The organism is Stutzerimonas stutzeri, from assembly GCF_024448955.1.
Classification (GTDB): domain Bacteria; phylum Pseudomonadota; class Gammaproteobacteria; order Pseudomonadales; family Pseudomonadaceae; genus Stutzerimonas; species Stutzerimonas stutzeri_AQ.
In genome coordinates this window covers 1-26,763 of the sequence record NZ_JAMOIH010000002.1, presented here as the reverse complement: position 1 = coordinate 26,763, position 26,763 = coordinate 1, and the positions used below count along the sequence as shown (strand labels likewise).

Annotated in this window: 21 protein-coding genes; 9 read left to right on the top strand and 12 right to left on the bottom strand. The window is 61.9% G+C overall.

What is annotated here, in order from left to right; translation table 11 throughout:
* Positions 1–38 precede the first annotated feature (38 nt).
* Positions 39–1,721 (top strand): Na/Pi cotransporter family protein, encoded by a 1,683-nt coding sequence (locus NA645_RS02155; protein WP_256047303.1) that lies wholly within the window; start codon positions 39–41, stop codon positions 1,719–1,721.
* A 135-nt stretch (positions 1,722–1,856) separates the two neighbouring features.
* Here NA645_RS02155 and NA645_RS02150 read toward each other — a convergent pair whose 3' ends face one another.
* From NA645_RS02150 to NA645_RS02135, 4 genes are all read right to left on the bottom strand, one after another.
* Positions 1,857–4,406, bottom strand: coding sequence for a TRAP transporter permease (locus NA645_RS02150; protein WP_256047302.1), 2,550 nt, complete (start codon positions 4,404–4,406; stop codon positions 1,857–1,859).
* A 151-nt stretch (positions 4,407–4,557) separates the two neighbouring features.
* Positions 4,558–5,523 (bottom strand): TAXI family TRAP transporter solute-binding subunit, encoded by a 966-nt coding sequence (locus NA645_RS02145; RefSeq protein WP_256047301.1) that lies wholly within the window; start codon positions 5,521–5,523, stop codon positions 4,558–4,560.
* A gap of 204 nt (positions 5,524–5,727) precedes the next feature.
* On the bottom strand, positions 5,728–7,134 hold the full coding sequence (locus NA645_RS02140; RefSeq protein ID WP_256047300.1) for a sigma-54-dependent transcriptional regulator: 1,407 nt from the start codon (positions 7,132–7,134) through the stop codon (positions 5,728–5,730).
* On the bottom strand, positions 7,121–8,608 hold the full coding sequence (locus NA645_RS02135; protein WP_336605242.1) for an ATP-binding protein: 1,488 nt from the start codon (positions 8,606–8,608) through the stop codon (positions 7,121–7,123). Before NA645_RS02135 ends, NA645_RS02140 begins: the two co-directional genes overlap by 14 nt.
* A 150-nt stretch (positions 8,609–8,758) precedes the next feature.
* On the opposite strand from NA645_RS02135, the gene NA645_RS02130 reads away from it, so the two are divergent.
* On the top strand, positions 8,759–9,145 hold the full coding sequence (locus NA645_RS02130) for a DUF4168 domain-containing protein (protein WP_256047299.1): 387 nt from the start codon (positions 8,759–8,761) through the stop codon (positions 9,143–9,145).
* A 409-nt stretch (positions 9,146–9,554) separates the two neighbouring features.
* Here the strand turns inward: NA645_RS02130 and NA645_RS02125 are convergent, their stop codons facing one another.
* The 3 genes from NA645_RS02125 to NA645_RS02115 all read right to left on the bottom strand — a co-directional run bounded on the left by NA645_RS02125 (position 9,555) and on the right by NA645_RS02115 (position 11,889).
* Positions 9,555–10,013, bottom strand: coding sequence for a DUF1456 family protein (locus tag NA645_RS02125; RefSeq protein ID WP_256047298.1), 459 nt, complete (start codon positions 10,011–10,013; stop codon positions 9,555–9,557).
* 175 nt (positions 10,014–10,188) lie between these two features.
* Positions 10,189–10,539 carry a c-type cytochrome gene (locus NA645_RS02120; protein WP_256047297.1) on the bottom strand — a complete coding sequence of 117 codons (351 nt, stop codon included), beginning with the start codon at positions 10,537–10,539 and terminating at the stop codon, positions 10,189–10,191.
* Positions 10,540–10,614: 75 nt separating this feature from the next.
* Positions 10,615–11,889: a PQQ-dependent sugar dehydrogenase gene (locus tag NA645_RS02115; protein ID WP_256047296.1), complete on the bottom strand. Its 1,275-nt coding sequence runs from the start codon at positions 11,887–11,889 to the stop codon at positions 10,615–10,617.
* A 311-nt stretch (positions 11,890–12,200) separates the two neighbouring features.
* On the opposite strand from NA645_RS02115, the gene NA645_RS02110 reads away from it, so the two are divergent.
* Together NA645_RS02110 and NA645_RS02105 are read left to right on the top strand one after the other, a co-directional pair.
* Positions 12,201–12,932 carry a carbonic anhydrase gene (locus tag NA645_RS02110; RefSeq protein ID WP_256047295.1) on the top strand — a complete coding sequence of 244 codons (732 nt, stop codon included), beginning with the start codon at positions 12,201–12,203 and terminating at the stop codon, positions 12,930–12,932.
* 198 nt (positions 12,933–13,130) lie between these two features.
* Positions 13,131–14,750, top strand: coding sequence for an NAD(P)/FAD-dependent oxidoreductase (locus tag NA645_RS02105; RefSeq protein WP_256047294.1), 1,620 nt, complete (start codon positions 13,131–13,133; stop codon positions 14,748–14,750).
* Between the two features lie 38 nt (positions 14,751–14,788).
* Here the strand turns inward: NA645_RS02105 and NA645_RS02100 are convergent, their stop codons facing one another.
* The 3 genes from NA645_RS02100 to NA645_RS02090 are packed head-to-tail and all read right to left on the bottom strand — an operon-like array spanning position 14,789 to position 17,646.
* A complete protein-coding gene (locus NA645_RS02100) occupies positions 14,789–15,514 on the bottom strand; it encodes a substrate-binding periplasmic protein (RefSeq protein ID WP_256047293.1) in 726 nt (241 codons plus the stop codon).
* Positions 15,515–15,535: 21 nt separating this feature from the next.
* Positions 15,536–16,888 (bottom strand): GGDEF domain-containing protein, encoded by a 1,353-nt coding sequence (locus NA645_RS02095; RefSeq protein WP_256047292.1) that lies wholly within the window; start codon positions 16,886–16,888, stop codon positions 15,536–15,538.
* The gene (locus NA645_RS02090; RefSeq protein ID WP_256047291.1) at positions 16,879–17,646 is read right to left on the bottom strand and encodes a substrate-binding periplasmic protein; all 768 of its coding nucleotides are present in this window, start codon (positions 17,644–17,646) and stop codon (positions 16,879–16,881) included. The genes NA645_RS02095 and NA645_RS02090 overlap by 10 nt, the downstream gene beginning before the upstream one ends.
* A 358-nt stretch (positions 17,647–18,004) precedes the next feature.
* On the opposite strand from NA645_RS02090, the gene NA645_RS02085 reads away from it, so the two are divergent.
* Together NA645_RS02085 and NA645_RS02080 are read left to right on the top strand one after the other, a co-directional pair.
* Positions 18,005–18,451, top strand: a complete 447-nt coding sequence (locus NA645_RS02085; protein ID WP_256047290.1) for a DUF2147 domain-containing protein — start codon at positions 18,005–18,007, stop codon at positions 18,449–18,451.
* A gap of 332 nt (positions 18,452–18,783) precedes the next feature.
* Complete coding sequence (locus tag NA645_RS02080) at positions 18,784–19,986, top strand: MFS transporter (protein ID WP_256047289.1); 1,203 nt, start codon at positions 18,784–18,786, stop codon at positions 19,984–19,986.
* A 116-nt stretch (positions 19,987–20,102) separates the two neighbouring features.
* On the opposite strand, the gene typA is transcribed toward NA645_RS02080, so the two are convergent.
* Both typA and thiI read right to left on the bottom strand, forming a co-directional pair.
* The gene (typA, locus tag NA645_RS02075) at positions 20,103–21,926 is read right to left on the bottom strand and encodes a translational GTPase TypA (RefSeq protein ID WP_256047288.1); all 1,824 of its coding nucleotides are present in this window, start codon (positions 21,924–21,926) and stop codon (positions 20,103–20,105) included.
* A gap of 169 nt (positions 21,927–22,095) precedes the next feature.
* A complete protein-coding gene (gene thiI, locus NA645_RS02070; RefSeq protein ID WP_256047287.1) occupies positions 22,096–23,550 on the bottom strand; it encodes a tRNA uracil 4-sulfurtransferase ThiI in 1,455 nt (484 codons plus the stop codon).
* Between the two features lie 336 nt (positions 23,551–23,886).
* Between thiI and glnA the strand changes: the two genes are divergently transcribed.
* The 3 genes from glnA to NA645_RS02055 all read left to right on the top strand — a co-directional run bounded on the left by glnA (position 23,887) and on the right by NA645_RS02055 (position 26,632).
* On the top strand, positions 23,887–25,293 hold the full coding sequence (gene glnA / locus NA645_RS02065; RefSeq protein WP_256047286.1) for a glutamate--ammonia ligase: 1,407 nt from the start codon (positions 23,887–23,889) through the stop codon (positions 25,291–25,293).
* Positions 25,294–25,445: 152 nt separating this feature from the next.
* Positions 25,446–26,006 carry a DUF4124 domain-containing protein gene (locus NA645_RS02060; RefSeq protein WP_256047285.1) on the top strand — a complete coding sequence of 187 codons (561 nt, stop codon included), beginning with the start codon at positions 25,446–25,448 and terminating at the stop codon, positions 26,004–26,006.
* The gene (locus NA645_RS02055) at positions 26,003–26,632 is read left to right on the top strand and encodes a DUF4124 domain-containing protein (protein WP_256047284.1); all 630 of its coding nucleotides are present in this window, start codon (positions 26,003–26,005) and stop codon (positions 26,630–26,632) included. Before NA645_RS02060 ends, NA645_RS02055 begins: the two co-directional genes overlap by 4 nt.
* Positions 26,633–26,763 lie beyond the last annotated feature (131 nt).

The window sequence follows — 26,763 nt, the reverse complement described above, 5'->3', positions numbered from 1 at the left end:
AGACGCTTGCCGTTGCCGCTCGCCGGAGAACCACACTGATGTTGACGTTGCTGCACCTGCTTTCTTCCATCGCCTTGCTGGTCTGGGGCACGCATATCGTGCGGACCGGGATCATGCGGGTCTATGGCTCGCATCTGCGGCGTATGCTCGGCCACAGCATGGCCAATGCGCCGATGGCTTTTTCCGCCGGCATCGGTGTCACCGCACTGGTACAGAGCAGCAACGCGACGGCATTGTTAGCGATCTCGTTCGTTGCGCAAGGGCTAATGGCGCTGCCCACGGCGCTGGCAATCATGCTCGGTGCCGACGTCGGCACGGCCCTGATGGCGCGGGTGCTGACGTTGGATCTGTCATGGCTGTCGCCGGTGCTCACGCTGGTCGGGGTCTGTCTGTTTCTGTCGCGCAAGCAGACCCGCGCAGGCCAGCTCGGACGCGTTCTGATCGGCCTGGGTCTGATCATTCTGGCGCTGCAGCTGATCGTCCAGGCCGCCGCGCCGATCACCGAAGCGCGCGGCATGCGCGTGTTGTTCTCGTCGCTGGCCGGCGACACTCTGCTTGCGGTGGTCGTGGGTGCGCTGTTCGCGGTGCTCTCCTACTCCAGCCTCGCCGCGGTGCTGCTCACCGCGACCCTCGCCAGCGCCGGTTTGATCAGCCTGCCGGTGGCGCTCGGCGTGGTCATCGGCGCCAACGTCGGCAGTGGCGTGCTGGCCTGGTTCAACGCCACCGCGCAACCAGTATCCGCTCGCCGCGTGGCGCTGGGCAATCTGCTGTACAAACTCGCCGGGCTGGTGGTATTGCCCTTCCTGCCAATGCTGGTCGAGTGGATGGCGACCCTCGGCTACAGCGCGCAAACTCAGGTCATCGCCTTTCACCTGGCCTACAACACGGCGCGCTGCGTGCTGTTGCTGCCCACGGTGGGCCTGATGGCCAGGCTATGCGAGCGCCTGCTGCCGGAACGTGTGCTGGATGGCGGTATCGCTCAGCCGCGCCATCTGGACCCGACCGCTCTGGACACGCCCAGCCTGGCCCTGGCCAACGCCGTCCGCGAAACCCTGCGCATCGGTGACCTGGTGGAAACCATGCTGGCGCGCCTGCTCGAAGTGCTACGCGAAGACCGACCGGAGCCGGGCGAGGAAATTCGTCGTCTGGATGACGATGTCGATGCGCTCTACAGCGGTGTGAAGCTCTATCTGGCGCGCATGCCGCGCGAAGATCTGGCCGAGCAGGAAAGCCTGCGCTGGGCAGAAATCATCGAGCTGGCGATCAACCTGGAACAGGCCGGCGACATCATCGAGCACATGCTCGGCAAAGTGCAGAACATCAAGACGTCCAAGCGACGCTCGTTCTCCGACAGCGGACTGGATGAGCTCAGCCAGCTGCACGCGCTGCTCAGTGCCAACCTGAGCCTCGGCCTGTCGGTATTCCTGTCCGGCGATTCTCACAGCGCACGGCAACTGCTGCAGCAGAAGCGGCAATTCCGCAAGCGTGAACGCGAACTGGCCCATGCCCACGTGCATCGGCTGCATCAACAAGTGGTGGAAAGCATCGAAACCAGCGCGGCGCATCTGGAACTGATCGCCGACATGAAGCGGCTGAACTCGCTGTTCTGCAGCGCAGCTTATGCGGCACTGGAAGGGCCAGGCGGTAGCAAGGGCCGATCCGCGGCAGAAATATCACGCGATGCAGCCATTGAGCATCAACCACCTGGCAAGCCAGCCTAAGGCCCGGCTAAAGCTAACGGAACGGCATCAACGGCATCGCTGCTGGCTCGCCAGATGAACATAGCGGCCACGCAAAGCAGAAAAACCCCGGCGATGCGTTGGCATGGCCGGGGTTAGTTCAGCAAAACACGTCGATCAGCTCGACTTACGCCGCCTTTGCATCCAGACGATGAGGCCGAACAGCGCAAAGCCGGGTAGCCACATCCATTCCTTGGCCCAGCGATCGGTGGGCGCGCGCACCGCAAGGATTTCCTGGTCGAACTCCAAGCCCAACTCGGCAGCGGGACTGCCGAAGGTGACGCTGTCGACCAGCACCTTGCCGTCTTCCTCATAGGTCATCAGGCCGAGCTTTTCCAGCTTCTCCTCGCCGGTCGCCCCGTCCGGAATCGCCATCAACAGACTGAACTCGCGCGTGTCGCCCACCGCGTCCTCGCCACGGATACGCAGGCGGAGCTGACTATCCTCGTCCACGATTTCCAGCGCCTGTACCAGTTGGGCCGGCGGGATATCGCGATAGGGGTCATGCACCATGTCCATCCAGAAGCCTGGCCGGAACAGGGTGAAGGCTACCAGCAACAGCATCACGCTTTCGTACCAGCGGCTACGCACCAGGAAATAGCCCTGGGTGCCGGCGGCGAAGATCAGCATCGCGCCAGTAGCAACCAGGAAGATCAGGATGCCATGCCAGAGCCCGACATCGATCAGCAACAAATCAGTGTTGAAGATGAACAGGAATGGCAGCGCGGCGGTACGCAGGCTGTAGTAAAACGCCGTGACGCCGGTCTTGATCGGATCGCCCTTGGATACCGCTGCAGCGGCGAACGAGGCTAGTCCCACCGGCGGCGTGACGTCGGCCATGATGCCAAAGTAGAAGACGAACAGATGCACGGCAATCAGCGGCACGATCAGCCCGTTCTGCTGCCCCAGCGCCACCACCACCGGCGCCAGCAGGCTGGACACCACGATGTAGTTGGCGGTCGTCGGCAGGCCCATGCCAAGGATCAGGCTGAACACCGCGACGAGCAGGAGCATCAATAGCAGGTTGCCCATCGACAGCATTTCGACCAGATCAGCCAGCACCAAGCCGACGCCGGTCTGCGAGACCGCACCGACAATGATGCCCGCTGCCGCCGTGGCGATACCGATGCCGATCATGTTGCGCGCGCCTGCGATCAAACCTTCACGCAAGTCGACCACGCCGTCTATGAAACCACCGTGCTGGTGGCTGCCGTCGCGGCGCATCCAGCTGAGCAGCGGACGCTGGGTCAGCAGGATGATCACCAGCATTACCGTGCCCCAGAACGCCGACAGGCCGGGCGACAGCCGCTCGATCATCAGGCACCAGACCAGCACCACGACAGGCAGCAGGAAGTGCAACCCGGAGAGCAGCACCGCACGGGTATTCGGCAGCTCTTCCAACGGCTTGTCCGGATCTTCGGCTGGCAACGGCGGATTGCTCGCCGCGATCTTCAACAACGCCAGATAAACCAGCGTCAGCAGCACCGAAATGCCCGGCAGCGCATAATCACCGAGAACCGGCTTGAGCCATCCGAGGCCGTAGTAGACGGCCAGCGAGAGTCCGGAAATCAACACCGCACCGAAGGCAAAACCCGTCAGGCGGCGCAGCCAGGGCCTGGGCTGGTGCGTGCCGATCGGCTGCATGTTCTGCTTGAGCGCTTCCAGATGCACGATGTACAGCAGCGCAATGTAGGAAATTGCCGCCGGCAGAAAGGCGTGCTTGATGATTTCCACGTAGGGAATGCCGACGTACTCGACCATCAGAAACGCCGCGGCCCCCATCACCGGCGGCATGATCTGGCCGTTGACCGAGGACGCCACTTCCACCGCACCGGCCTTTTCCTTGGAAAACCCAACCTTTTTCATCATCGGAATGGTGAAAGTACCGGTGGTGACCACGTTGGCAATCGACGAGCCGGAAATCATGCCCGTCAGGGCCGAGGACACCACCGCCGCTTTCGCCGGGCCGCCACGCATGTGGCCGAGCAGGCTGAACGCTAGCTGAATGAAATAGTGCCCAGCGCCGGCGCGGTCGAGTAGCGCGCCAAACAGCACGAAGAGAAAGACGAAACTGGTGGATACGCCCAGGGCGATACCGAACACACCTTCAGTGGTGATCCACTGGTGGTTCGCCATCGCAGTGAAGCTCACCCCACGGTGCGCCAGCAGACCCGGCATGTAAGGTCCGGCGAGGCTGTAAACGATAAATATCAGCGCGATGATCGCCAGCGGTGGGCCGAGCGCGCGGCGAGTGGCTTCCAGCAGTAGTGGAATACCGATGCAAGCTGTGACCAAGTCTGCGGTCGTCAGGTTGCCCGGGCGCTGTGCCAGTTGCTGATAAAAGATGAACAGGTAGGCGGCACTGGCAGCGGCCACCAGGCCCAGCGCGATATCGATCAACGGCACTCTATCGCGTGGCGAACGTTTGAACGCCGGGTAGGCCAGAAACGCCAGCAGCAGCGCGAACGCAAGATGGATGGAACGGGTTTCGGTGTCGTTGAGCACACCGAAGCGCAACATGAACGGAAGCGGCGAGGCGATCCAAAGCTGGAACAGCGACCAGAGCAGGGCTAGGCCCGCGATCATTTTCGCCATGGCGCCTTCGGGCAGTCGCGCGCCGACGTCCTTGGCGATGAGCTCTTCAGTGGACAGTTGATTGTCTTGCATGAAATGAGGCCTGTTTTTCAAGTAACGGAACCACGAAAACCCGTGGCACGGGGCTCACGGGTTTTCAGGCGAATGCGGCGGATAAAGGGCCGCCGCACCGATGCAGCAAACCTACGCAGGCCGCAGCATTTCTTTGCGGTCTGCCGGGCCGTTACATCCAGCCACGTTCCTTGTAGTAGCGCTCGGCACCTTCATGCAGCGGCGCGGACAAGCCAACCTTGATCATGTCTTCCGGCTTGAGGTCCTTGAACGCAGGGTGCAGGCGCTGGAAGCGCTCGATATTCTCGAACACCGACTTGACCAGCTTGTAGACGATCTCGGCATCAACCTTGGACGTGGTGGAGAGAACCGCCTTGCCACCGATCGACTGAGTCGCGCTGTCGTTGCCCTTGTACATTCCGCCGGGAATTTCGGCCTTGGTGTAGTAGGTTTTTTCAGCCAGCAGCTTGTCGATTTCCGGGCCGGTGATTGGCACCAGAACCGCGTCTACGGTGGTGGTTGCTTCCTGAATCGCGCCATTGGGGTGACCGACGAAATAGGTCATGGCATCGATATTGTTGTCGCCCAGCGCGCTGGCCAGTTCGGCCGGCTTGAGTTCGGCGGCGAGGCTGAAGACCGACTGATCCCAGCCCTTCTCTTTCATGATCTCTTCCAGCGTGTCGCGCTGGCCGGAACCGGGATTGCCGATGTTGACGCGCTTGCCTTTGAGATCATCCAGGCCCTTGATGTTGGCGTCACGGCGCGCCAGTACGGTGAAGACTTCGCTTTGCAGGGAGAAGATTGCGCGGATGTCGTCCATCGCGCCTGCCTTCTCGAATGGCGCGAGGCCTTCCATCGCCTTGTACTGGTGGTCCGACTGCATGATGCCGAAGTTGAACTCACCGCTGCGCAGACCGTTGACGTTGGCCACGCCGCCGCCGCTGGCTGGCGCGTTGCACTTGACGCCTTCAGCGTTGCGATTGACGAAGCGGCAGATCGATTGACCGGCGACGTAGTAGACGCCCGTCTGACCACCGGTGCCGATGGTCACGAATTGTTCTTGCGCCTGAGCCACACCGCTCAGACCAGTCCCCGCCAAAGCGGCGGAAAATATCCATGCCAAGGATTTGCCTTTCATGGATTCACTCCTTATTGGTTGTTGGATTGCCTCGCCGCACCTCGTGAGCATTTGGCGAGAAGTTGGGAGTCTAGCAGGCCATCGGTTTCACACGTAACGCTGTGAGCGACGCAGGTGAAAGCGCCGAGGGCGGCCAGCACATCGAGACCGGAGATTTCGACTCAGTTGCCCGGCGTGCGTTCCAGCGTGCGCGTCGCTGACGGCTCAGCCTTCCTCCGGGTCCTGCTCTTTCTCACCCAGGCGCCGATACAGAGTGCGACGACCGATCCCGAGCAAGGCTGCGGCACGACGTTTGTTGCCCTCGACTCGCTCCAGCACGTGGCGGATGTAACGCATTTCCAGCTCGTCCAGGGTCGGCAGCAGCGGGCCGTCGATCATCAGCCCGAACAGTTCGTCGGCGCGGGTTGCGGGCGTGCTTTCCTGATAGCTGGCGATGCGCGTCGGCAAATGCTCCAGCTCGATGTCACGCCCATGACAGAAGGTCACCGCGCGCTCCATGGCGTTCTGCAGTTCGCGCACGTTGCCGGGGAACGGATAGCGCCGCAGCTGTTCCAGCGCGGTGCGCGACAGGCCACGCACGGGTCGCCCGTCGCGTGCAGCGAAGTGCGCGACGAAACCGGCGGCGAGCAGCTCGCGATCCTCCTCACGGTCGCGCAGCGGGGGCACTTGAAGGATGAAGGTCTCCAGACGGAAAAACAGATCTTCGCGAAACGACTCGCGGCCGGCAGCCGTCTCCAGCGGCCGGTTGCTGGCGGCGATGATGCGTACGTCGACGCTCAGTTCGCGCTCGCCACCCACCGGGCGAATGGTGCCCTCCTGCAGCACGCGCAGCAGTTTGGCCTGCAACGGCAACGGCATCTCGCCGATTTCATCGAGAAACAGGGTGCCGCCGTCGGCCTGCTGGAACAGCCCCTTGTGGGCGCGACTGGCCCCGGTAAAAGCGCCGGCGGCGTGACCGAAGAATTCGCTTTCCAGCAGTTCGGCCGGCAGGCCCGCACAGTTGATCGCCAGGAATGGCCGCTGCGCCCGCTCACTTTCTGCATGCACGGCGCGAGCAACCAGCTCCTTGCCGGTGCCGCTTTCGCCGATCACCAGCACCGGCCCCGCAGCGCGCGCCAGCTGGCGGATCTGGTCGAACAACTCGCGCATCGCTCGACTGCGGCCGAGCATGCCGTGGAAGCGGTCGTCGCTGAGCAGCTGCTGAAAGCGCCGCACCTCGCCGCGCAATCGACGGGTCTCCAGTGCACGCGAAACGGCGAGACCAAGATGATCCAGATCCAGCGGCTTGGTCAGAAACTCATCGGCGCCTTCCTTCAAGGCCGCCACTGCCTGCTGAATGCTGCCGAACGCGGTGATCACCAGAAACGCCGGCGCCGCCTGCATCGCCTTGACCCGCCGCAGCAGCGCCATGCCATCGGCACCCGGCAGGCGCAGGTCGCTGATTACCAGATCCGGCTCCCAGCTCTCCAGCAGCGGCACGGCATCTTCGGCGCTGGCCACGGCGTGCACCGTTAGCGCGCGGTCTTCCAGCTCCTCGCCCAATAGCTGGCGCAGGCCGTCGTCGTCTTCCACCACCAGCACCCGCTGCGGCGCGCCGTCATCCTGCTGCATCCTTATCCTCCTCTTTGGCCAGCGCCAGTGAAATGCGAAACGCCGCGCCACCCAGCGAGCTTTCGACCAATTCGATACGGCCGCCACATTCGGCCACCACGCCATGCGCCACGGCGAGCCCGAGCCCACTGCCCTTGCCCACCGGTTTGGTGGTGAAGAACGGCTCGAACAGCGCCGCGCGGTGCTGTTCGGCCACACCGGGGCCATCATCCTCGACCTGGAACAGCAGGCAGTCGTCCTCCCGCCACCAACGAAGCAGCACGCGGCCGCCCGGACTGGCCTGGGCGGCGTTGCGCAGTAGATTGGTCAGCGCCTGTTCGAAGCGCGGCGGATCGACTTCGCAATGCAAGGCCGCGGCAGGCGCCTCGAGCAGGAGTGCGACCTTCAGCGCGGCCAGCTCGTCGGCTACCGCGGCGGCCGCCGAATGCGCCAGTACATCGGCGGGCATCCGTCGTGCCGGGAGGCCGGCGGCGCGGCCAAAGTCCAGTAATTGCCGGACGATTTGGCTCAGGCGCTGCACCTGGCTGCGTATCTGCAACAGACCCTTGCGTTGCCCGTCGTCTAGATGCTCGCTGCGCAAAACACGCTGCGCCTTGCCATCGATGACGCTGAGCGGGCTGCCCAGTTCATGGGCGACACCCGCTGCCAGGCGACCCACCGCGGCCAGTTGTTGGGTGCGCCGCAAGCGGGCTTCGAGTTCCGCCTCGCGCGCCTTCTGCTCGGCCATGCGCTGTTCGGCATCGGCGATGCTGTCGAGCATCTGATTCAATGCGCGACCCAGCACCGCGATCTCTTGCGGGCCACTGCGCGGCGCACGGTGCTGACGGTCACCAGCAGCAACCCGCGCCATGCCCTGGGTCAGCTGTTGCAAATGCCTGCCGATCGCCGACCAGTGACCGAGCAGGACGATGCAGACCGCCGCCAACGCCAGCACCGCGGCGGAAATGCCCGCGATCACGCGCAGCCGGCGTGTGTCGCGCTCGAAATCAGTCCCGCGACGAGTGACCTGCAACAGTCCGTTGATGCGCCCGCCGCTCTGTTCGAGCGGCACGAAGTAGGAATACACCTCGCGCCCACGGATTCGCTGATAGCCGCCACGACGCTTGCCATCGGCGGTCAGCTCCTGAATCGAGGATTGGTCCTGATCCGGTTCGATGGCCCCGGCAAAGGCCACCAACTCGCCCTCGTGATCATAGAGATAGGCACCGTATACACGGCCGACGCCAAGCACCGATTCCAGCACCTGCTGCGAGGTGCGGTCATGCTGCTTTTCCAAGCTGTCGCTAAGCGGCAACCGAACCGCCCGCGCCACCAGCTCGACCTCTTCCTGCAAACGCCGCTCGCTGTTGCGCTCGACAGTCCACAACAGCAGGTAACTGAAGCCGAGCATGATCGCCACCAGCGGGATCACGACCTTCAATAACAGTGCGCCGCGTAGGGTCGAAGTTCTTTGCCAAACTGCTACATGTGCCATTTCGGCACGATACAGAACAGCCTCCGAAGCGTCGATGCAAATAAGACGGCCGGAATAAGTCCTTATGAATCAAAGGATTAACGGTTATGCCTATTTTGGCACGGGTGATGCACCTTCCCTTGCGTCTTTCAGAAGCCAGGAATATCGAACATGACCAAGCTGAAAACCCGCCTTGTATCCGCCAGCCTCGCCGCCCTGTTCATGGTCGCTGGCGCTTCCCAGGTGTCGGCGCAGCAGGCCACCCAGGCCCCTCAGCCCGCCCCGGCCATACAGGCGTCAGACATCAGCGACCAGAAGCTGGAGAAGTTCGCCGACTCACTGGGCGAAATCATGGAGATCCGCGAGGACTTCACCGCCAAGCTCGAGAAGACCGGCGACCCGGCCGAGGCCCAGCAGCTACAACAAGAGGCCAATGAGAAAATGATGAGCAGCGTCGAGGACAACGACCTCAGCATTGAGGAATACAACGCCATCAACCAGGCCGTACAGAGCGACCCACAACTGCGCGATCGCGTCATCGCCATGGTGCAGAACTAAGGTTCACAGCGTCAACCAGCCCTACCTGCTCGGTGGGGCTTTTTTTGGCGCCGCAAAAGTCGTGGCGTGCAAGCCGTTCGCTGACTTACCGCGCAGCGCCAAGCCTTTGAAGAAGTTGGGCAGTGACGTAGGGTGGGCTTCAGCCCACCGTTAAGCAGATTGGAGGGCTGAAGCGGGACGCAGGCGCTCACCCTTCGGGGCCGCCCGCAGACATATGCAGTTACGGCGCTTGATTGCTCTTGCTCTGCGTCCGATTACTGCGTTCTGAACTACTGACGCTATGACGCGGAGTATCACCAAGGCGTGTCCACGCCGGAGCGTGGCGATCGTATTGGTGGGCTAAAGCCCACCCTACAAAGCTATAGCCTGTGACATAGGGTGGGCCGAGCCGTTACGGCTTCTCGCTCGATCACTTCCCGCGCAGCGCCAGACCCTTAAGGAAGTTGCGCAGCAGCTGGTCGCCGCAGACGCGGTAGTTGCTGTGCCCAGCCTTGCGGAACAGTGCGCTGAGCTCCGGCTTCGAGACCGGAAAATCAGCCGCCTTGAGGATCGCATGGATGTCGTCCTCCTTCAGCTCGAAGGCCACGCGCAGCTTTTTCAACACCATGTTATTGGTTATCGGCAGCTCGATGGGCGGGGTCGGGCGGCTCTCGTCCTTGCCGCGCTTGTAGATCACCAGACCGTCGAGAAAATACGCCATGATCCGGTCGCTGCAGGGCTTGTAGCCTTCTTCTTCGTCCTTCTTTAGATAGGCCTGCGCCTCGGCATCGGGAATCTCACAGCCGGTGAGCCGGGTGATCTCGGCGATTTTCGCGTCATCGACGTTGAGGATGTAGCGCAGGCTGCGCAGCACATCGTTGTTGACCATGGATATTCCTTACTTCGTTGTATGAGCGAGCGCGGCAATGGGTGATTGCGCTGAATCCTGTGATCCAGGCAATGACAGAGGCGGCTCGGATGGGCGCGGAGTATAGGGGATAGCGCAAATTTTCAGGAAAGCGCCGCTCGAATGGCATAAGCCGACTGCCCATCCGCTACCACCGCTACTGCGGCAATTCCACGCTGACCTTGATCGCCGAATACCAGGCCGTCAGATCGGCAATATCGGCCTCGCTCAAACTTGCGGCAATCACGCTCATCTGTGGATGTTTGCGCGCACCGCTGCGGAACGCTTTCAACTGCCCAGCCAGATAGAGTTCGCCGTTGCCGGCCAGATTGGGCGCGTCCGCCGCTTTGCTCAGTCCATCGAGGCCGTGGCAGGCCGCGCACATCTTTGCCTTGGTTTTGCCGGCTGCAATATCGCCTGCGGCTTGCGCCGTCATCGTCGTCGCGCACAGCGCCGCGAGAAGGACGAGCCGGTGAATCAGCCATCCGTTGCGATTACCTGATGCCATGAATTTTCCTTGATGCGTGTGGCTGACCGCTCCGCCAAACAGCGCGACGCGGTCAGCCCTGATTGCTTCGGTAACTCAGTTCTCGCCGCCGTCATAGGAGATACGGTAGATGGCGCCAGCGGTGTCATCGCTGACCAGCAAGGAGCCATCCTTCAGCTGGGCCACGTCGACGATACGGCCGAAGTATTCGCCGGTCTCCTCGTTAAGCCAGCCTTCGGCGAAAGGCACCGTATCGCCGGACGGCGCGCTGCCGTCGGCGGCGAACGGCGTGAACATCACCCGCGCGCCGGCCGGCACGGTGCGGTTCCAGCTGCCGCGCTGGGCACTGAACAGACCACCGCGATACTTCTCGGGAAACATCTTGCCGGTATAGAACGTCAGCCCCATATCCGCGGCGTGGGCCACGGTTTCCATAACTGGAAAGGTCAGGCCCTCCGGTGGCGTCTCCTCGGCGTACTCGTTGGTACGTACCTGACCGCCGCCATACCAGGGCATGCCGAAGTGCATGCCGGCCTTCGGCGCGTGGTTGATTTCGCCAGGCGGGGTGTCGTCGCCCATGCCGTCTACCTGGTTGTCGGTAAACCACAGCTCCTTAGTCGTCGGGTTATAGGTGATGCCCACCGAGTTGCGCACGCCGGTGGCATAGGCCTCGCGTTTGCTGCCATCGCGCTCCATGCGCACGATGCCGCCGATGCCGTGCTTGGTATAGAGGTCGAGCTTGTCCTTGGGCGGCACGTTGTGTGGCTGGCCCAGGGAAACGGTTAGCTTGTTATCAGGCCCCACGGCGCAAACCCTGGCGCCGTGGTTGTAACTCTCCTCATCGGTCGGAATCAGCTCGCCCGTCGGCACGACGATGTCTGCCGCCACATCCGGGCCTTCGTAAAAGAACTCGGCAGCGGGAAACACCAGCACACGGTTGTGCTCGGCGACGAACAGGAAGCCATCAGGACTGAAGCACGGGCCCGGCTGAGTAAAAGAAATAGCCGGCGCGAAGCGTTTGACTTCATCGGCGGTGCGATTCTTGGTCCGGTCGGTAACTGCCCATAGATCGGTTTTGCGGGTGCCGACGAACACCACGCCACTGGACGGCCCAACCGCCATGTGCCGCGCATCCGGTACCACCGCGTAGAGGTCGATCTTGAAGCCGTCCGGCAGCTTGATGCGCTTGAGGTTGTCCCGAATCGCATCGGCGATCTCGCCGTCCTGCGGCACGGTTTTCATATCGAGGGACTGGCCGGTGGTCTTCATCGAACGCATGCGTTCCAGCGCTTCGTCACTGGTGGGCGCGGCCAGCGCTATTCCAGATAGGCAAACCAGCAAGGCACTCAGGGTAAAAGATGCAGGTTTCATCGGGCCAACCTCTTCGAGGGTCGTCTCGGCGGACGATCGATATTGTTGTTGTGCTCAGCGCCTCCCAGGCCGCAGCGATAGCCTTACAACCAACTCTGGAATACGAAAAACGAGACTCTGTCACAGCGTAGCGCCAAACGGGACCTTTGCCAGAACCACCACGTGTTGGGCTGACTGACACGCCTCCCGACGAGCCGCATCGACCAACTTGCGCATGCCAGCCGAGCAACCTGGGCTTGGCCTTGTCAGAGAGCGGGAGCGCCCACGTCCGTTCGGGGCTCGCATGTCTATAGATGAAGTTGGAGAGTTGTATGAAAAGAGCCGCATTGAGTCTGGGCGTATTGCTTGCGTGCGCCCACGCAGGCGCCGTTACGCCGGGTATTCATTGGGATTATTCCGGTGAGGCGGGGCCGGAGAACTGGGCCAAATTAACGCCGGAATTCGGCGCCTGTTCGGGCAAGAACCAGACACCGATCGATATCGACGGCCTCGTCGAGGCGGACCTCGCACCGCTGCGGCTGAACTACAAGGCTGGCACGAGCGAGGTGGTCAATACCGGGTATACCGTGCAGGTGAACTACGCGCGCGGGAGCCAGCTGGCACTCGACGGCAACGAATACGAACTGCTGCAGTTCCACTTCCACATGCCCAGCGAGAACCATATCAAGGGCCAGTCCTATCCACTCGAGGGCCATCTGGTGCACGCCGACGAGAAAGGCAATCTCGCCGTGATAGCCCTGATGTTCAAGGAAGGGGAGCAGAACGCTGCGCTGGCTCGTCTGTGGGACACACCGCCGAAAGCGGGCGAGACCCAGCCGATCACCGCCATGACGAACGTCACCGAGCTGCTACCGGCCGACTTGAGTTACTACAGGTTCAGCGGCTCGCTCACCACGCCACCTTGCACCGAGGGCGTGCGTTGGCTGGTACTGAAACAGCCCGTCGTCGCATCCAATCAGCAGATCGAAGCGCTGAAAAACGCGGTAGGCCACGCTAATAACCGCCCACTGCAACCACTCAATTCTCGGGTCGTACTGCAATAACCCGCCGCAAAGCCAAGCAGGTCGGCCACGACGGGCGCTGCGGCGTTAGTCCAGCGTTCGGTTGCGCATGAATGACAGGGCGCAACCGGCGCGGCTACACTGCGCGCCTTCCCTTGATCACACCGATTCGCCTGCCTCGCGCAGGCAGGGTCGATCTGTCGTCACCACCTCTGCCGGGGCCACCGGCCAGGACTCGCCATGATTCGCATCAACGAACTGCAACTGCCGCTCGATCACTCCGCCGATGCCCTGCGTCAGGCCATCGTGGCACGACTGAGTATCGCCGATACCGAACTGCTCGACTTCAGCGTCTTCAAGCGCAGCTATGACGCGCGCAAGAAGAACAGCGAGATCACCTTCGTCTACATCATCGACGCCAACGTGGCGAATGAAGAGCAGTTACTCGCGCGGCTGGCCGATGACCGCAACATTCGCATCTCGCCGGATACCGGCTACTACCCCGTCGGTAAGGCGCCCGAGGGGCTGAGCGAGCGTCCGCTGGTGATCGGCTTCGGCCCGTGCGGGCTTTTTGCCGCGTTGACCCTGGCGCAGATGGGCTTCAGGCCGATCGTGCTGGAGCGCGGGCGCGACGTGCGCAGCCGCACCAAGGACACCTGGGCGCTGTGGCGCAACAAGGTGCTGAGCCCGGAGTCCAACGTGCAGTTCGGCGAGGGCGGCGCGGGGTTGTTTTCCGACGGCAAGCTCTACAGCCAGATCAAGGACCCGAAATTCTACGGCCGCAAGGTGATGCACGAGTTCGTCCGCGCCGGCGCGCCGGACGAGATCATGTTCGTCAGCAAGCCGCACATCGGCACCTTTCGCCTGACCGGTGTGGTCTCGACCATGCGCGAGGAAATCAAGGCGCTGGGCGGTGAAGTCCGCTTCGACAGCCGCGTGGTGGATTTCATCATCGAAGACGGCCGCATCGAAGGCGTGCGCATGGCCAGCGGCGAAGAGATTCGCAGCCGTTACGTGGTGCTCGCCCTCGGCCACAGCTCGCGCGACACCTTCCGCGTGCTGCACGAGCGCGGCGTGTATCTGGAAGCCAAACCCTTCGCCGTAGGCTTCCGCATCGAGCATCCGCAATCGCTGATCGACAACGCGCGCCTGGGCAAATATGCCGGGCATCCCGAGCTGGGCGCGGCGGACTACAAACTGGTCTATCACGCCAAAAATGGCCGGGCGGTCTACAGTTTCTGCATGTGCCCGGGCGGCACCGTAGTGGCCGCCACCTCCGAGCCCAATCGCGTGGTCACCAACGGCATGAGCCAGTACTCGCGCAACGAGCGCAACGCCAACGCCGGCATTGTCGTCGGCATCAACCCGGAAGAGGATTTCCCTGGCGGCCCGCTGGCTGGCGTCGAGCTGCAGGAACAGCTGGAATCGCACGCCTTCGAGCTGGGTGGTAGCGACTACTGCGCACCGGGGCAACTGGTGGGCGACTTCATCCGCGGCAAAGCCTCGAGCGCGTTCGGCGAAGTCGAGCCCTCCTACAAGCCGGGCGTCCGTCTGGGCGATCTGGCGCCATCGCTGCCCGACTACGTGATCGAGGCGATCCGCGAAGCGCTGCCAGCGTTCGGCAAGCAGATTCGCGGTTTCGACCGCACCGACGCAATCCTTACCGGCATCGAGACCCGCACCTCATCGCCGGTGCGGATCAAGCGCGACAACGACTCGCTGCAAAGCATCAATACCCGCGGCCTGTACCCGGCCGGTGAAGGGGCCGGTTACGCCGGCGGCATCCTTTCCGCTGGCGTCGACGGCATCAAGGTCGCCGAAGCGGTGGCGACGGCGATGCTGGCCGATCTGCAGGTTTGACCGAACCCGCCCGCAACGCGCAATGGCCAGAGCACCGATCAGCGCTGGCGCGCCATGATGCGGGCGACCGCTCCCTCGGCCCGCAACTGCTCGAAAGCCGCCTGGGTGCGCAGCACGGTAGCGTCATCGGTACGCCGGCTGTAGGCCATGTAGAGCTGCGTGGACGCGTTGGTGGTGAAGACCTTCTCGACCATGGCCGGGTCCAGGCCGGCCTCGTTGCATAGGGCGATCATGTCTTGCTCCGGCATGGGCACCAGGTCGACCTGGCCGTTGAGCAAGCGCTTGAAGTTATCGCTGTTGTGGGCCGTCACCATGATTTTGCTGAAACCGTTGGCCTGCAAGTACTGGTGACGCACGTCCTCGCGCATCACACCGATCCGATAGGTTTTCGCTGCGTCCAGATCGGGCACTTGAATGTCGCCCCTCGCCCTCAGTTTGTAGAAGTGGTACTCGATGCGCATGATCTCGCCAACCCAGCGAAACAGCTCATCGCGCTCCGATGTCCGCGCGATGAGATAAACCAGCACGCCCGGCTCCTGCAGCGCCATGTCATAGGCGCGCGCCCAGGGATACAGGCCGATCTGATAGTCAGCCAACCCTGCGCGCTGTAGTGTCGCCTCGACCACTTCGGTGGCGGGACCGGCCACCTTGCCATCGTGTAGATAGGTGTAAGCGGTGTCCTCCGTCACTACACGAAGGGTATCGGCATGCACCACAGGGCCGAGCAGTCCCAGCGAAAGGGCAATCCAGACTGTCAGGCGCATCGTGTTCGTCCTCGTCGGGGCTTAGTAGGATATCCGGTCACGCCCCAGCGTCTTGGCCCGATAAAGGGCCTCGTCCGCACAGCGCAGCAATTGATCGAAGTGGTCCATGGAATCGGCATCGAAGCTGGCCAGCCCGATGCTCATGGTCAGATACGGCGACACGGGTGAGGCTTCATGCGGCAATTTGCGCTCGGCCAGTCGCTGCTGCAGGCGCTGAGCGGCGCGGCAGGCCGCATCGGCATCAACGCCCGGCAACAGCACCACGAATTCCTCGCCGCCGAACCGCGCCACCACCTCACCGGCGCGAGCGAGCACGGATTTGAGGGTATCGGCGACGGTTCGCAGGCAATGGTCACCCTGCGCGTGGCCATAGTGATCGTTGTAGCGTTTGAAAAAATCCACGTCGCACATCAGCACGGTCAAGGGCTGGCCGAGGCGCAGGGCGCGGCGGAATTCAACGTCCTTGATTTCATCGAAATGGCGGCGGTTAGCCAGGCCAGTGAGCGGATCGCTACGCGACAGCTGCTCCAGCAGAACATTGGCGGCACGCAATTCGACGGTCCGCTCCTCGACCAGTTCAGCCAGCCGGTCACGATGCGCGGCCAGGGCCAGCTCATCCTGATGCTGACGTTCGAGGTAGGTGGAGAGCTTCGCCTGTAGCCCATTGACACCGGCTTCGAGCAGGCTCAGTTCGTCCCGCCGCTTTGCTGAGCGATCGAGCCGCAACGTCCGATCCAGATTTTCCGGCGTCAGCCCGGTCAGGTGACGGGCGATTTTGCGCACGTGCAGCGTGACGGTGCTGTTGAACATCCACATGATCAGCCCGGCCAGCAGCAATGACTGGATGACCTGGGTGACGACGATGCTGATGACCTCGTCCAGCAGGCGTTCCCAGAGCACCCGTTCGTTACCCTCCAAGGTCAGCTCGCCCACTGTTTCGCTCGCGCCGGCGTAGGGCTCATAGGTCAGGCTACGCTGCAGTTTGGGAATACGGGGCGAGGCGGGACCGTCCGCTCTCTGGCGCCGCAGGACCTCCGGCGCACGACCGGCGCGGATGATCTGCAGTTCGACACGACCGACCAGCGCAACCTTGGCCACGCTGTCGAGCTGGGTTTCGAGGGCATCACTGTCCATCTCCCAGATCGCCTTGGCCAGATTGCTCTGGAAGACCTGGTCGATGAGGATCAGCTCGGCGTTCATCGCGGCCAGGCTCGTTTGCCACGCCGACCAGGTGCGCACGCCAACCGTGGCCAAGGTAAACAGCAGGCAGAACCCCAGCGTTGCCAGCACCAGCCGGCGGCCGAGCGAGCCCACTGCGGCCGGAGAGGGTGACGAAGTCGCTGGGCCTGTTGGTGTGGTGGTCGTCAGAGCCATTTTTTTACGATCGCGTCATAGCGCCCATCGGCGCGCACCTTGGCCAAGGCTTCGCGGAAGCGCTCGACCACTTCGTCTGACGTGCTTCTGCTGAAGGCCAAGCACAAGCCATCGGCCCCGCCCAGATCGTCCAGCTTCAACTGAGCCACAGCCGTCTCGTCGGGATTACCGCTGGCCTGCCGCACCAGATAGTGCGCATTGAGATCGTTGGATATCCAAAGATCCACTCTCCCGGCCTTTAGCTTTTTGTAGTTGTGTTCGTATTTGTTGCTCGACTGCAGGTTCTGGCCGATGACAAAACCCCTGTCGAGCAGATACTCCTCGCCGACGTCCTGCTTCACCGTAGCGATCTGGTACTGACGCGCATCGTCGAGACTTTTGAGGTGGAACTGTTTACCCGGCAACGAAAACAGGTGCCAGCGTGTCGGCGCGATAACCCCGACCCACTTGAACAGCGCTTCGCGCTGCGGAGTCCGGGCGATCGAATAGATCAGCACGTTTTCAGAATTGAGCGCGATGTCGTACGCGCGTGCCCATGGCATCGACTGGATGCGCGCTTGTTCCCCTACCTCATCCAGCAGAGCCTGTACGACCTCGGTGCCCATGCCGGTCAACTTCCCGTCAACGGTCATGTTGTAGGGCGGCAGCTCCTCGGTGACAACGGTAATGCCTGCGCCTGCGGAAGCCGTATGGCTGCCGAACAGCCATGCGAGCAGCGACAGGGCAAGACTCATATGGCGAAACGACGGACGATTCATCGAACGACCTCCGTAACGAGGAACATCAGGCAGGTACCACGCAAACTGGCCATCATATTGGCATCATTCAAAGAGCATTCAAGCACTCCTTTTTCTCGGCTTCGCAAGCGCAGACTTAAACGCCCACCCACATTTGCCGCAACCCTCCGATAGACGGTGCGCGCAGGTGGCAATGGGGGCTTCTCGCCGGGGCCGTTGCTGCGATTCGCTGATGGCCGTCTCGCGACACCATGCTCTGGATGATCGGGAGCCGGCGGCCGGCGCAGTGCGAACGGAATCGAGCGATACAGCGTCGGAAAGCGCCACGGTTGGGCGCCATGCTAGAGTCGCCGCCGTCAATCACGCCGCCGGAGAAACCATGCGCCGACTGCTCACCGCCCTATTGCTGGCATTGCCATTAACCGCCACATCCCTGGCCTTTTCCGCCGAATCGCCAGCGGGCCGCTGGCAGACCATCGATGACGAAACCGGCAAGCCCAGGTCCATTGTCGAGATTCAGGAAGCCGCCGACGGCACAGTGAGCGGCAAGGTGGCGCAGATTCTGCAGTCGGACCAAGGCCCCAACCCGCTGTGCAGCACCTGCGAGGGCGAGCGCAAAGACCAGCCGATCACCGGAATGACCATTCTCTGGGGGCTCAAGCCCGATGGGAAACACGTCTGGAGCAATGGCAACATCCTCGATCCGGCGAAAGGCAAGACTTACCGCGCCAAGGTGACCTTGCTCGAAGGCGGCGAAAAGCTGGAAATGCGCGGTTACCTCGGCATCGAAGCACTGGGCCGCACCCAGACCTGGATTCGTCAGTAAAACCGCAAGTCACATCCAGGCGGGGCAACGCGGCGTTGGTCTGACCTGCGATGCGCCTCAAGCGCCTGCTCGCGCGGCCAACGCAACGGGCCGATGTTGCGCCCAATGCACTGGAATGATCGGTCCTACCGAACAAACACATCGGTCAACCGACCGCGGGGCCACCGCCCATGGCTGGCTCCGGTGTTGACGGGTGGAATGCCCGTCACTATCGTTCCCCCGGCTGGATGGGTTGATGCCTCGCGTCACCGCACGACATCAACTCGCCACTCAATTTGGGATAACCGAAGGCACACAACGCCCGAAACCCCTCACCGGGAATCGGAGCCGTCATGGATCTTCGCTTGTTTCTGCTAGCGCTCACCACCTTCGCTGCCGGCGTGGCGGAGAGCGTTCTCATCGGCATTCTACCGCCATTGGCCAGTGATCTTCGGGTTTCGGTCAGCCTGGCCGGTCAGCTGACTACCCTCTTCTCCATCGCTTTTGCCGTGGCCGTCCCGCTGCTGGCCTGGCTAACCAGACGCTGGGAACGCCGCCGCCTGCTGGTAGCGGCGCTGCTGATCTTCGCGCTGTTCAACGCTTGCGCCGCAATCAGCCCGAACTATGCCAGTTTGCTCCTGGCGCGCATCGGCATGGCCGCCTGCTGCGGGCTGCTGATCGTGATGTCGACTCTGCTGGCATCGGAGATGGCGCCTGCGGGGCAGCAAGGCCGGGCCATCGGCATCATCTTCATGGGCATCAGTGCCTCGCTGGTATTCGGTGTGCCTCTGGGCGTACAGGTCACTGACTGGTTCGGTTGGCGCTGGATCTTCTTCGCCATCGCAATCTACTCATTGCCCCTGAGCCTGCTGCTGTGGCGATATTTGCCCGACAGCCGCTCCAGCGCCCTACCGGGCCGCGCCGGCTACTTGAGACAACTGAGCCATCGACCGCTCTGGCTGGCGCAAGCCGTCTCGATACTGCTGCTCGGTGGGCACTTCACCTTGTTCACCTATTTCACGCCGTACCTGGCGGCGATGCTTGAGATGAACGACGCCACTGCGGTTAGCGGATTGCTATTGCTGATCGGCCTGGCAGCGCTGGGTGGCGGCTATCTGGGCGGCTGGCTGGCCGATCGCGTCGGTCCGCGCCTGGCCCTCGTGCTCATTCCTGCGGCCTTCTGCCTGGCATTGGCGGCCATTCCCCTGAGCTTGCACAGCGTTTTCTTCATCCCAAGCGTGATGCTCTGGAGCACCATCAGCTGGATGATTTCCCCGGCCGTGCAGAGCTTCCTGCTTCACAGCGATCCCGCCAGCGGCAGCGCCGGTGTCGCGCTGAATACCTCGGCGATGCATCTGGGCGTGGGGCTGGGTGCGGCAGTAGGCGGGCTGGTCGTAGCGCTTGCGGGCGTGGGCTGGACCCCCTGGGTCGGGCTTGGTCTGACGGTTCTGGCGTTGCTCTGCGCGATTGGCGCGTCTACTCACAGAAGAAGCGCTGAATCGGACTCGTCCGATGCACTGATGGCGGCCTCACGTTCGCGTACGGGCGCGCATTGACCAGGCTTTCGACCATCAGGTGTCTATATTTCCTGCATACGGAACTGAAGGCGGAGCAATATTGCAGGCAGCAAAAAGGCGCCCTAAGGCGCCTTTTCGTTGCAGCTAGGCGAGAATCAAGCCTTGTTGGCTTTCTTCGCAGCGCGGCTACGCTCGCCTTCGTCGAGGATCTTCTTGCGAAGACGGATCGACTTCGGCGTGACTTCGCACAGCTCGTCGTCCTGGATGAACTCCAGTGCCTGCTCAAGGGTGAAGCGGACCGGCGGGACCAGGGCGATGGTTTCGTCCTTGCCCGAAGCGCGCATGTTGTCGAGCTTCTTGCCCTTGGTGGGGTTTACGCCAAGGTCGTTATCACGGCTGTTCAGGCCAACGATCTGACCGTTGTAGATTTCCTGGCCGTGCTCGACGAACAGCTTGCCGCGCGCCTGCAGGGTTTCCAGCGAGTAGGTCAGCGCCTTGCCGGTATCGATCGAAACCAGTACGCCGTTCTGACGACCGGACATGTGGCCGGACTTCATCACGTCGTAACGGTCGAAGATCGAGGTCAGGATGCCTGCGCCGTTGGTCAGGGTTAGGAACTGGTTACGGAAACCGATCAGACCGCGGGCCGGAATGTTGTACTCCAGGCGAACACGGCCCTTGCCATCCGGGACCATGTTGCTCAGGTCGCCCTTGCGCAGGCCCATCTCTTCCATGACCTTGCCCTGAGCTTCTTCAGGGATATCGATGGTGACATTCTCGAACGGCTCGTGCTTCGCGCCGTTAACTTCGCGAATGATCACTTCTGGACGGCCCACGGCCATCTCGAAGCCCTCACGACGCATGGTTTCGATCAGTACCGACAGGTGCAGCTCCCCACGACCGGAAACTTTGAACTTGTCCGCCGAGTCGCCTTCTTCGACGCGCAGAGCCACGTTGTACAGCAGCTCCTTGTCCAGACGCTCCTTGATGTTACGGCTGGTGACGAACTTGCCTTCCTTGCCGCAGAACGGCGAATCGTTGACCTGGAAGGTCATGGAAACGGTCGGCTCGTCAACGGTCAGCGGCTTCATCGCTTCGACGTGGTTCTGATCGCACAGGGTATCGGAGATGAACAGCTCATCCATACCGCTGATGCATACGATATCGCCAGCGGTGGCTTCGTCGACGTCGACGCGGTGCAGACCGTGATGCCCCATCAGCTTGAGAATACGGCCGTTACGCTTCTTGCCCTGCATGTCGATGGCAGTGACCGGGGTGTTCGGCTTGATGCGACCACGGGCGATGCGGCCAACGCCGATGATGCCGAGGAAGCTGTTGTAGTCCAGCGCGGATATCTGCATCTGGAACGGGCCGTCGACATCGACGTTCGGGGCCGGGACGTGGTCGACAATGGCCTGGTACAGCGGGGTCAGGTCCTCGGCCATGTCGCTGTGATCCAGTCCGGCAATGCCGTTCAGGGCGCTGGCATACACCACCTGGAAGTCCAGTTGCTCGTCGGTGGCGCCCAGGTTGTCGAACAGGTCGAATATCTGGTCCATGACCCAATCCGGACGCGCGCCCGGACGGTCGATCTTGTTGATCACCACGATCGGACGCAGGCCGGCTTCGAATGCCTTCTTGGTCACGAAACGAGTCTGCGGCATCGGGCCGTCCTGAGCGTCCACCACCAGCAGCACCGAGTCGACCATCGACATGACGCGCTCGACCTCACCGCCGAAGTCGGCGTGGCCGGGGGTGTCGACGATGTTGATGTTGTAGCCGCTCCACTTGATGGCAGTGTTTTTCGCCAGGATGGTAATGCCGCGTTCCTTTTCCTGGTCATTGCTGTCCATCACGCGCTCGTCGTTGAGCTCGTTGCGCTCCAGGGTGCCGGACTGACGCAGCAGGGCATCGACCAGGGTGGTTTTGCCATGGTCAACGTGAGCGATGATGGCGATGTTACGTAGATTCTCGATCACAGTAGTGGTCTCGTAGTTGGGTCGGGCTGCTCAGCAATGCATCGAGCGGCCAACGCGAAAAATCAGATGAAAGTAAAGTGCAGATCGTTAACGACATGTCGCGGCAATACAGCCACGAAGCGGGTCGGGAGGGCGGTGGCGGATACTGCCGCCCAGCAGGCCGGGCTGTTTAGCTCGGACGATAAACGCGCACATTGACATGCCCCTCGCTCAGCAGATGATGAGCATGCAGGCGACTCATGACACCTTTGTCGCAATACAGCAGGTACTGGCGATTGGCATCCAGTTCCTTGAAACGGTTGTTCAGCGCGTAGAAAGGCAGCGTTTGCACTTCGATGCCGGGAAGTTGCAGAGGTTCGTCCTCGGCCGCATCGGGGTGACGGATGTCGAGAATGACCTGGCTGGCCGTCGCCTCGACTACTTCCTCCACCTGAATATCTTCACCCAGCTCGTCGATTACGCGGTCGATGGCGACCTGACGGGTGTTTTCCAGAGCGCGCTCGAGCACCTGCATATCGAACTGTTTTTCTTCGTGCTCGACACGGTAGCGCTTGGCGCGGGTGGTCGGGTTCTTGGAGATCACGCCGCAATACTCGGGCATGTTCTTGGCGAACTCGGCGGTGCCGATCTCGAACGCGGTGTCGATGATGTCCTGCTTGTGCGCGGCGATCAGCGGGCGCAGTACCAGCATGTCAGTAGCCGAGTCGATCACCGACAGGTTGGGCAGCGTCTGGCTGGAGACTTGGGAAATCGCCTCGCCGGTGACCAGCGCATCGATGTGCAGGCGCTCGGCGATCTGCGTGGACGCACGCAACATCATGCGCTTGAGCACCACACCCATCTGGCTGTTATCGACCTTTTCGAGAATCTCGCCGACCACTTCCTCGAACGGCACGCTGATGAACAGCACGCGGTGAGAGCTGCCGTACTTCTTCCACAAATAGTGAGCGACTTCCATTACGCCCAGCTCGTGGGCGCGACCGCCGAGATTGAAGAAACAGAAATGGGTCATCAGCCCGCGGCGCATCATCTGATAAGCCGCCACGGTGGAGTCGAAACCACCGGACATCAACACCAGGGACTGCTCCAACGCACCCAGCGGATAGCCGCCGATGCCGTCATGCTGAGCATGGATGACGAACAGACGTTGGTCGCGAATTTCCATCCGCACTTCGATTTCCGGCGCTTTCAGGGAAATGCCCGCAGCGCCGCACTCCTCGCGCAGACGGCTGCCGACATGGCGCTCGACATCCATCGAACTGAACGGATGCTTGCCGCCGCGCTTGCAGCGCACGGCGAATATCTTGCCAGCCAGCCGATCGGCGAAGTGTGCTTTGCACTTCTCGGTGATAGCGTCCAGATCGCCGAGCGGGTATTCGTGCACTTCCAGACAATGGGCGATGCCCGGCGTGCAGCGCAGGCGCTCGATCATCTCACGCAGCAGCTTTGGCTCGCTGTGTGCGGTTTCTACCTCGATGTTGTCCCACACGCCTTCCACCCGCAGTTCGGGATCGAGGTCGCGCAGCACGGTGCGGATGTTCTTCGCCAATTGGCGAATGAAGCCCTTGCGCACCGGTGGGCTCTTGATAGTGATTTCGGGGAAAACCTTGACGATCAGCTTCATGAACAGCGCGCGCCGGTATGGCGTAAAAAGAGGGGGGCGGAGTATAGCGGAATTGATCAAGCTTTAGTCAGCTTTATCTACCCGCTCTGACTGCACTCAAATTGAACAAAGGCTAAAAGCGGCGCACCAATTAAGTGCACAAAGCGGACGACGCGCATTGCCGAGAGGCCTGAGTCTTCGGCGACCCGTCGATTACAGGCGTCCGGACCCAAGACGGAGCACTGGCATGCAATTTGCTCTCTTGTGAGGCAGGTTGCCTTGGCGGAACATCGCCGCCCGGCTTCACCCTGCTTCGGAAGCATCCCCTGTCAGCGCTTCCACTTTTTGGAGAACACCATGTCGAAGTCGCTTCAACTGATCAAAGATTACGATGTGAAGTGGATTGATCTGCGCTTCACTGACACCAAGGGCAAGCAGCACCACGTCACCATTCCGGCTCGTGATGCTCACGATGAAGACTTCTTCGAACATGGCAAGATGTTCGACGGCTCCTCCATCCATGGCTGGAAGGGTATTGAAGCTTCCGACATGATCCTGATGCCGGTCGACGAAACCGCCGTGCTGGATCCGTTCACCGAAGAGCCGACCCTGATCCTGGTCTGCGACATCGTCGAGCCGAGCACCATGCAGGGCTACGACCGCGACCCGCGCTCCATCGCCAAACGCGCCGAGGAATTCCTCAAGTCCACCGGTATCGGCGACACCGTATTCGTCGGCCCGGAGCCGGAGTTCTTCATCTTCGACGAAGTGAAGTTCAAGTCGGACATCTCTGGCTCGATGTTCAAGATCTACTCCGAGCAAGGCTCCTGGATGACCGACCAGGACGTCGATGGTGGCAACAAGGGGCACCGCCCAGCCGTCAAAGGTGGCTACTTCCCGGTTCCGCCGTGCGACCACGACCATGAAATCCGTACCGCCATGTGCAATGCCATGGAAGAGATGGGCCTGGTCATCGAAGTGCATCACCACGAAGTGGCGACTGCTGGCCAGAACGAAATCGGCGTCAAGTTCAACACGCTGGTGAAGAAGGCCGACGAAGTTCAGACCCTCAAATACTGCGTGCACAACGTCGCCGATGCCTACGGCAAGACCGCGACCTTCATGCCCAAGCCGCTGTATGGCGACAACGGTTCGGGTATGCACGTGCACATGTCTATCTCCAAGGATGGCAAGAACACCTTCTCCGGCGAAGGTTATGCCGGTCTGTCCGAGACCGCCCTGTACTTCATCGGTGGCATCATCAAGCACGGCAAGGCGCTGAACGGCTTCACCAACCCGTCGACCAACTCTTACAAGCGTCTGGTTCCGGGCTTCGAAGCACCAGTGATGCTGGCCTACTCGGCGCGCAACCGTTCCGCCTCGATCCGCATCCCGTACGTGTCGAGCCCGAAAGCCCGCCGTATCGAAGCGCGCTTCCCGGATCCGGCTGCCAACCCCTACCTGTGCTTCGCCGCACTGCTGATGGCTGGCCTGGACGGCATCCAGAATAAGATCCACCCCGGCGATGCTGCCGACAAGAACCTCTACGATCTGCCACCGGAAGAAGGCAAGCTGATCCCGCAGGTGTGCGGCAGCCTGAAGGAAGCCCTGGAAGAGCTCGATAAGGGCCGCGCGTTCCTGACCAAGGGCGGCGTGTTCAGCGATGACTTCATCGATGCCTACCTCGAACTCAAGAGCGAGGAAGAAATCAAGGTGCGCACCTTCGTGCATCCGCTGGAATACGATCTGTACTACAGCGTCTGACAGTTGCCGTAAGCCACACGCAACAAGGCCTCCCTCGGGAGGCCTTGTTCGTTTCGGCCGCTTTAAGCCGGCGTTCGCAAATCTCATCGAACCAACTTGCCTGAGAACCCGAGCAGTGCAAGGCTTCAGCCCACACCCTCGCGGAGCTTCCCATGCGCATTGCATTGTTCGGCCTGCTTTTAATCCTCAGCGTCCCGGCGCTGGCGCAGATTTACAAATACACCGACGACAAGGGCAACACCGTCTTCACCAACCAGCCGCCGGACGGCGTTGCGGCGGACGAAGTGAAGTTGCCTCCGGCCAATACCGTGAATATCAAGACCCCCGAACCACCGCCGCCACTGCCTGACGACCAACAGGGCGAACAGCAGCAGCCTTACCGAAGCCTGACGATCGGCGGGATTCCCGATGAGCAGGCGCTGCGCGCCAACAATGGCACTTTTGTCGTCACGGCCCAGCTCGACCCGCCACTGCGCCGGGGACACCAGATCCGCTTTCTGCTCGATGGCATCCCCCAGGCGGGACCGAGTAGCAATACATCGCTACAGCTGAGCAATGTCGATCGTGGTACCCACCTGCTCCAAGTCGAGGTGCTGGCAGGCGGTCAGGTGGTGCAGCGCAGCGCTGAAGAATTCACCGTGCAACGGGTCAATACATCCAGTCCGGCGCTGCGCCCGCCACCAGCGCCGAAGCCACCGAAGCCTGCATCTTGATGAACGTTCAGCAGTTCCTGGCGGTTCTGCTCTTGACTGCAGCCATGCCGGCCGCTGCTGGCGTGTATACCTACGTCGACGAGCAGGGCAATCGGGTATTCACTGACCGCCCCAGTGGCCACGTGGTCGAATCGGTCGATTCCAGACCAATCAATAGCATGCCCGCTCCGCCGACGGTACCACCGGCCACACCAGACAAGACGCCGCGCGAGGCCAAGTTCAGCTATCGACTGCTCGAAATCGTCCAGCCTGAGCACGACACCACGCTGCGCAACAATGCCGGCGAACTGTCCGTCAGCGTCACCAGCGATCCCGCCTTGCAGCCCGGCCACCACTACCGCCTGCTGCTCGATGGAAGCCCGGTCGCGCCGGCCACCAGCGAGCCCACCTTCGCACTGGGGAACATCGACCGCGGCAGCCACCAGCTGATCGTGGAAGTGATCGACGACGAGGGGCAGGCACTGCAAAGCAGCCCACCTCGCACCTTTCACCTATTGCGCACCTCTCTTGCGCAGCGGCGTATGGTCAACCCCTGCAAAAAGGCCGAATACGGCGTTCGGCCCGAATGTCCGCTGAAGGACAAACCCAAGGAAAAGAAAGATATTCCCTTCGTGCCCTTTCTGTGACCATTCTATGCACTGAAATGGTGCACAGGCGGCATTAGCCTCACCCGCTGTACCGCCTCGCTGCCATGCTCTGCTTTTGGAGCGTCGGGGCAGACGGCGCCCGCATGAAAAAAGGGCGCCTTGCAGCCCGC

Bases quoted from the DNA above. Each gene is read 5' to 3' on its own strand.
- NA645_RS02155 (WP_256047303.1), top strand. From the start codon at position 39: ATGTTGACGTTGCTGCACCTGCTTTCTTCCATCGCCTTGCTGGTCTGG.
- NA645_RS02150 (WP_256047302.1), bottom strand. From the start codon at position 4,406: ATGCAAGACAATCAACTGTCCACTGAAGAGCTCATCGCCAAGGACGTC.
- NA645_RS02145 (WP_256047301.1), bottom strand. From the start codon at position 5,523: ATGAAAGGCAAATCCTTGGCATGGATATTTTCCGCCGCTTTGGCGGGG.
- NA645_RS02140 (WP_256047300.1), bottom strand. From the start codon at position 7,134: ATGCAGCAGGATGACGGCGCGCCGCAGCGGGTGCTGGTGGTGGAAGAC.
- NA645_RS02135 (WP_336605242.1), bottom strand. From the start codon at position 8,608: ATGGCACATGTAGCAGTTTGGCAAAGAACTTCGACCCTACGCGGCGCA.
- NA645_RS02130 (WP_256047299.1), top strand. From the start codon at position 8,759: ATGACCAAGCTGAAAACCCGCCTTGTATCCGCCAGCCTCGCCGCCCTG.
- NA645_RS02125 (WP_256047298.1), bottom strand. From the start codon at position 10,013: ATGGTCAACAACGATGTGCTGCGCAGCCTGCGCTACATCCTCAACGTC.
- NA645_RS02120 (WP_256047297.1), bottom strand. From the start codon at position 10,539: ATGGCATCAGGTAATCGCAACGGATGGCTGATTCACCGGCTCGTCCTT.
- NA645_RS02115 (WP_256047296.1), bottom strand. From the start codon at position 11,889: ATGAAACCTGCATCTTTTACCCTGAGTGCCTTGCTGGTTTGCCTATCT.
- NA645_RS02110 (WP_256047295.1), top strand. From the start codon at position 12,201: ATGAAAAGAGCCGCATTGAGTCTGGGCGTATTGCTTGCGTGCGCCCAC.
- NA645_RS02105 (WP_256047294.1), top strand. From the start codon at position 13,131: ATGATTCGCATCAACGAACTGCAACTGCCGCTCGATCACTCCGCCGAT.
- NA645_RS02100 (WP_256047293.1), bottom strand. From the start codon at position 15,514: ATGCGCCTGACAGTCTGGATTGCCCTTTCGCTGGGACTGCTCGGCCCT.
- NA645_RS02095 (WP_256047292.1), bottom strand. From the start codon at position 16,888: ATGGCTCTGACGACCACCACACCAACAGGCCCAGCGACTTCGTCACCC.
- NA645_RS02090 (WP_256047291.1), bottom strand. From the start codon at position 17,646: ATGAATCGTCCGTCGTTTCGCCATATGAGTCTTGCCCTGTCGCTGCTC.
- NA645_RS02085 (WP_256047290.1), top strand. From the start codon at position 18,005: ATGCGCCGACTGCTCACCGCCCTATTGCTGGCATTGCCATTAACCGCC.
- NA645_RS02080 (WP_256047289.1), top strand. From the start codon at position 18,784: ATGGATCTTCGCTTGTTTCTGCTAGCGCTCACCACCTTCGCTGCCGGC.
- thiI (WP_256047287.1), bottom strand. From the start codon at position 23,550: ATGAAGCTGATCGTCAAGGTTTTCCCCGAAATCACTATCAAGAGCCCA.
- glnA (WP_256047286.1), top strand. From the start codon at position 23,887: ATGTCGAAGTCGCTTCAACTGATCAAAGATTACGATGTGAAGTGGATT.
- NA645_RS02060 (WP_256047285.1), top strand. From the start codon at position 25,446: ATGCGCATTGCATTGTTCGGCCTGCTTTTAATCCTCAGCGTCCCGGCG.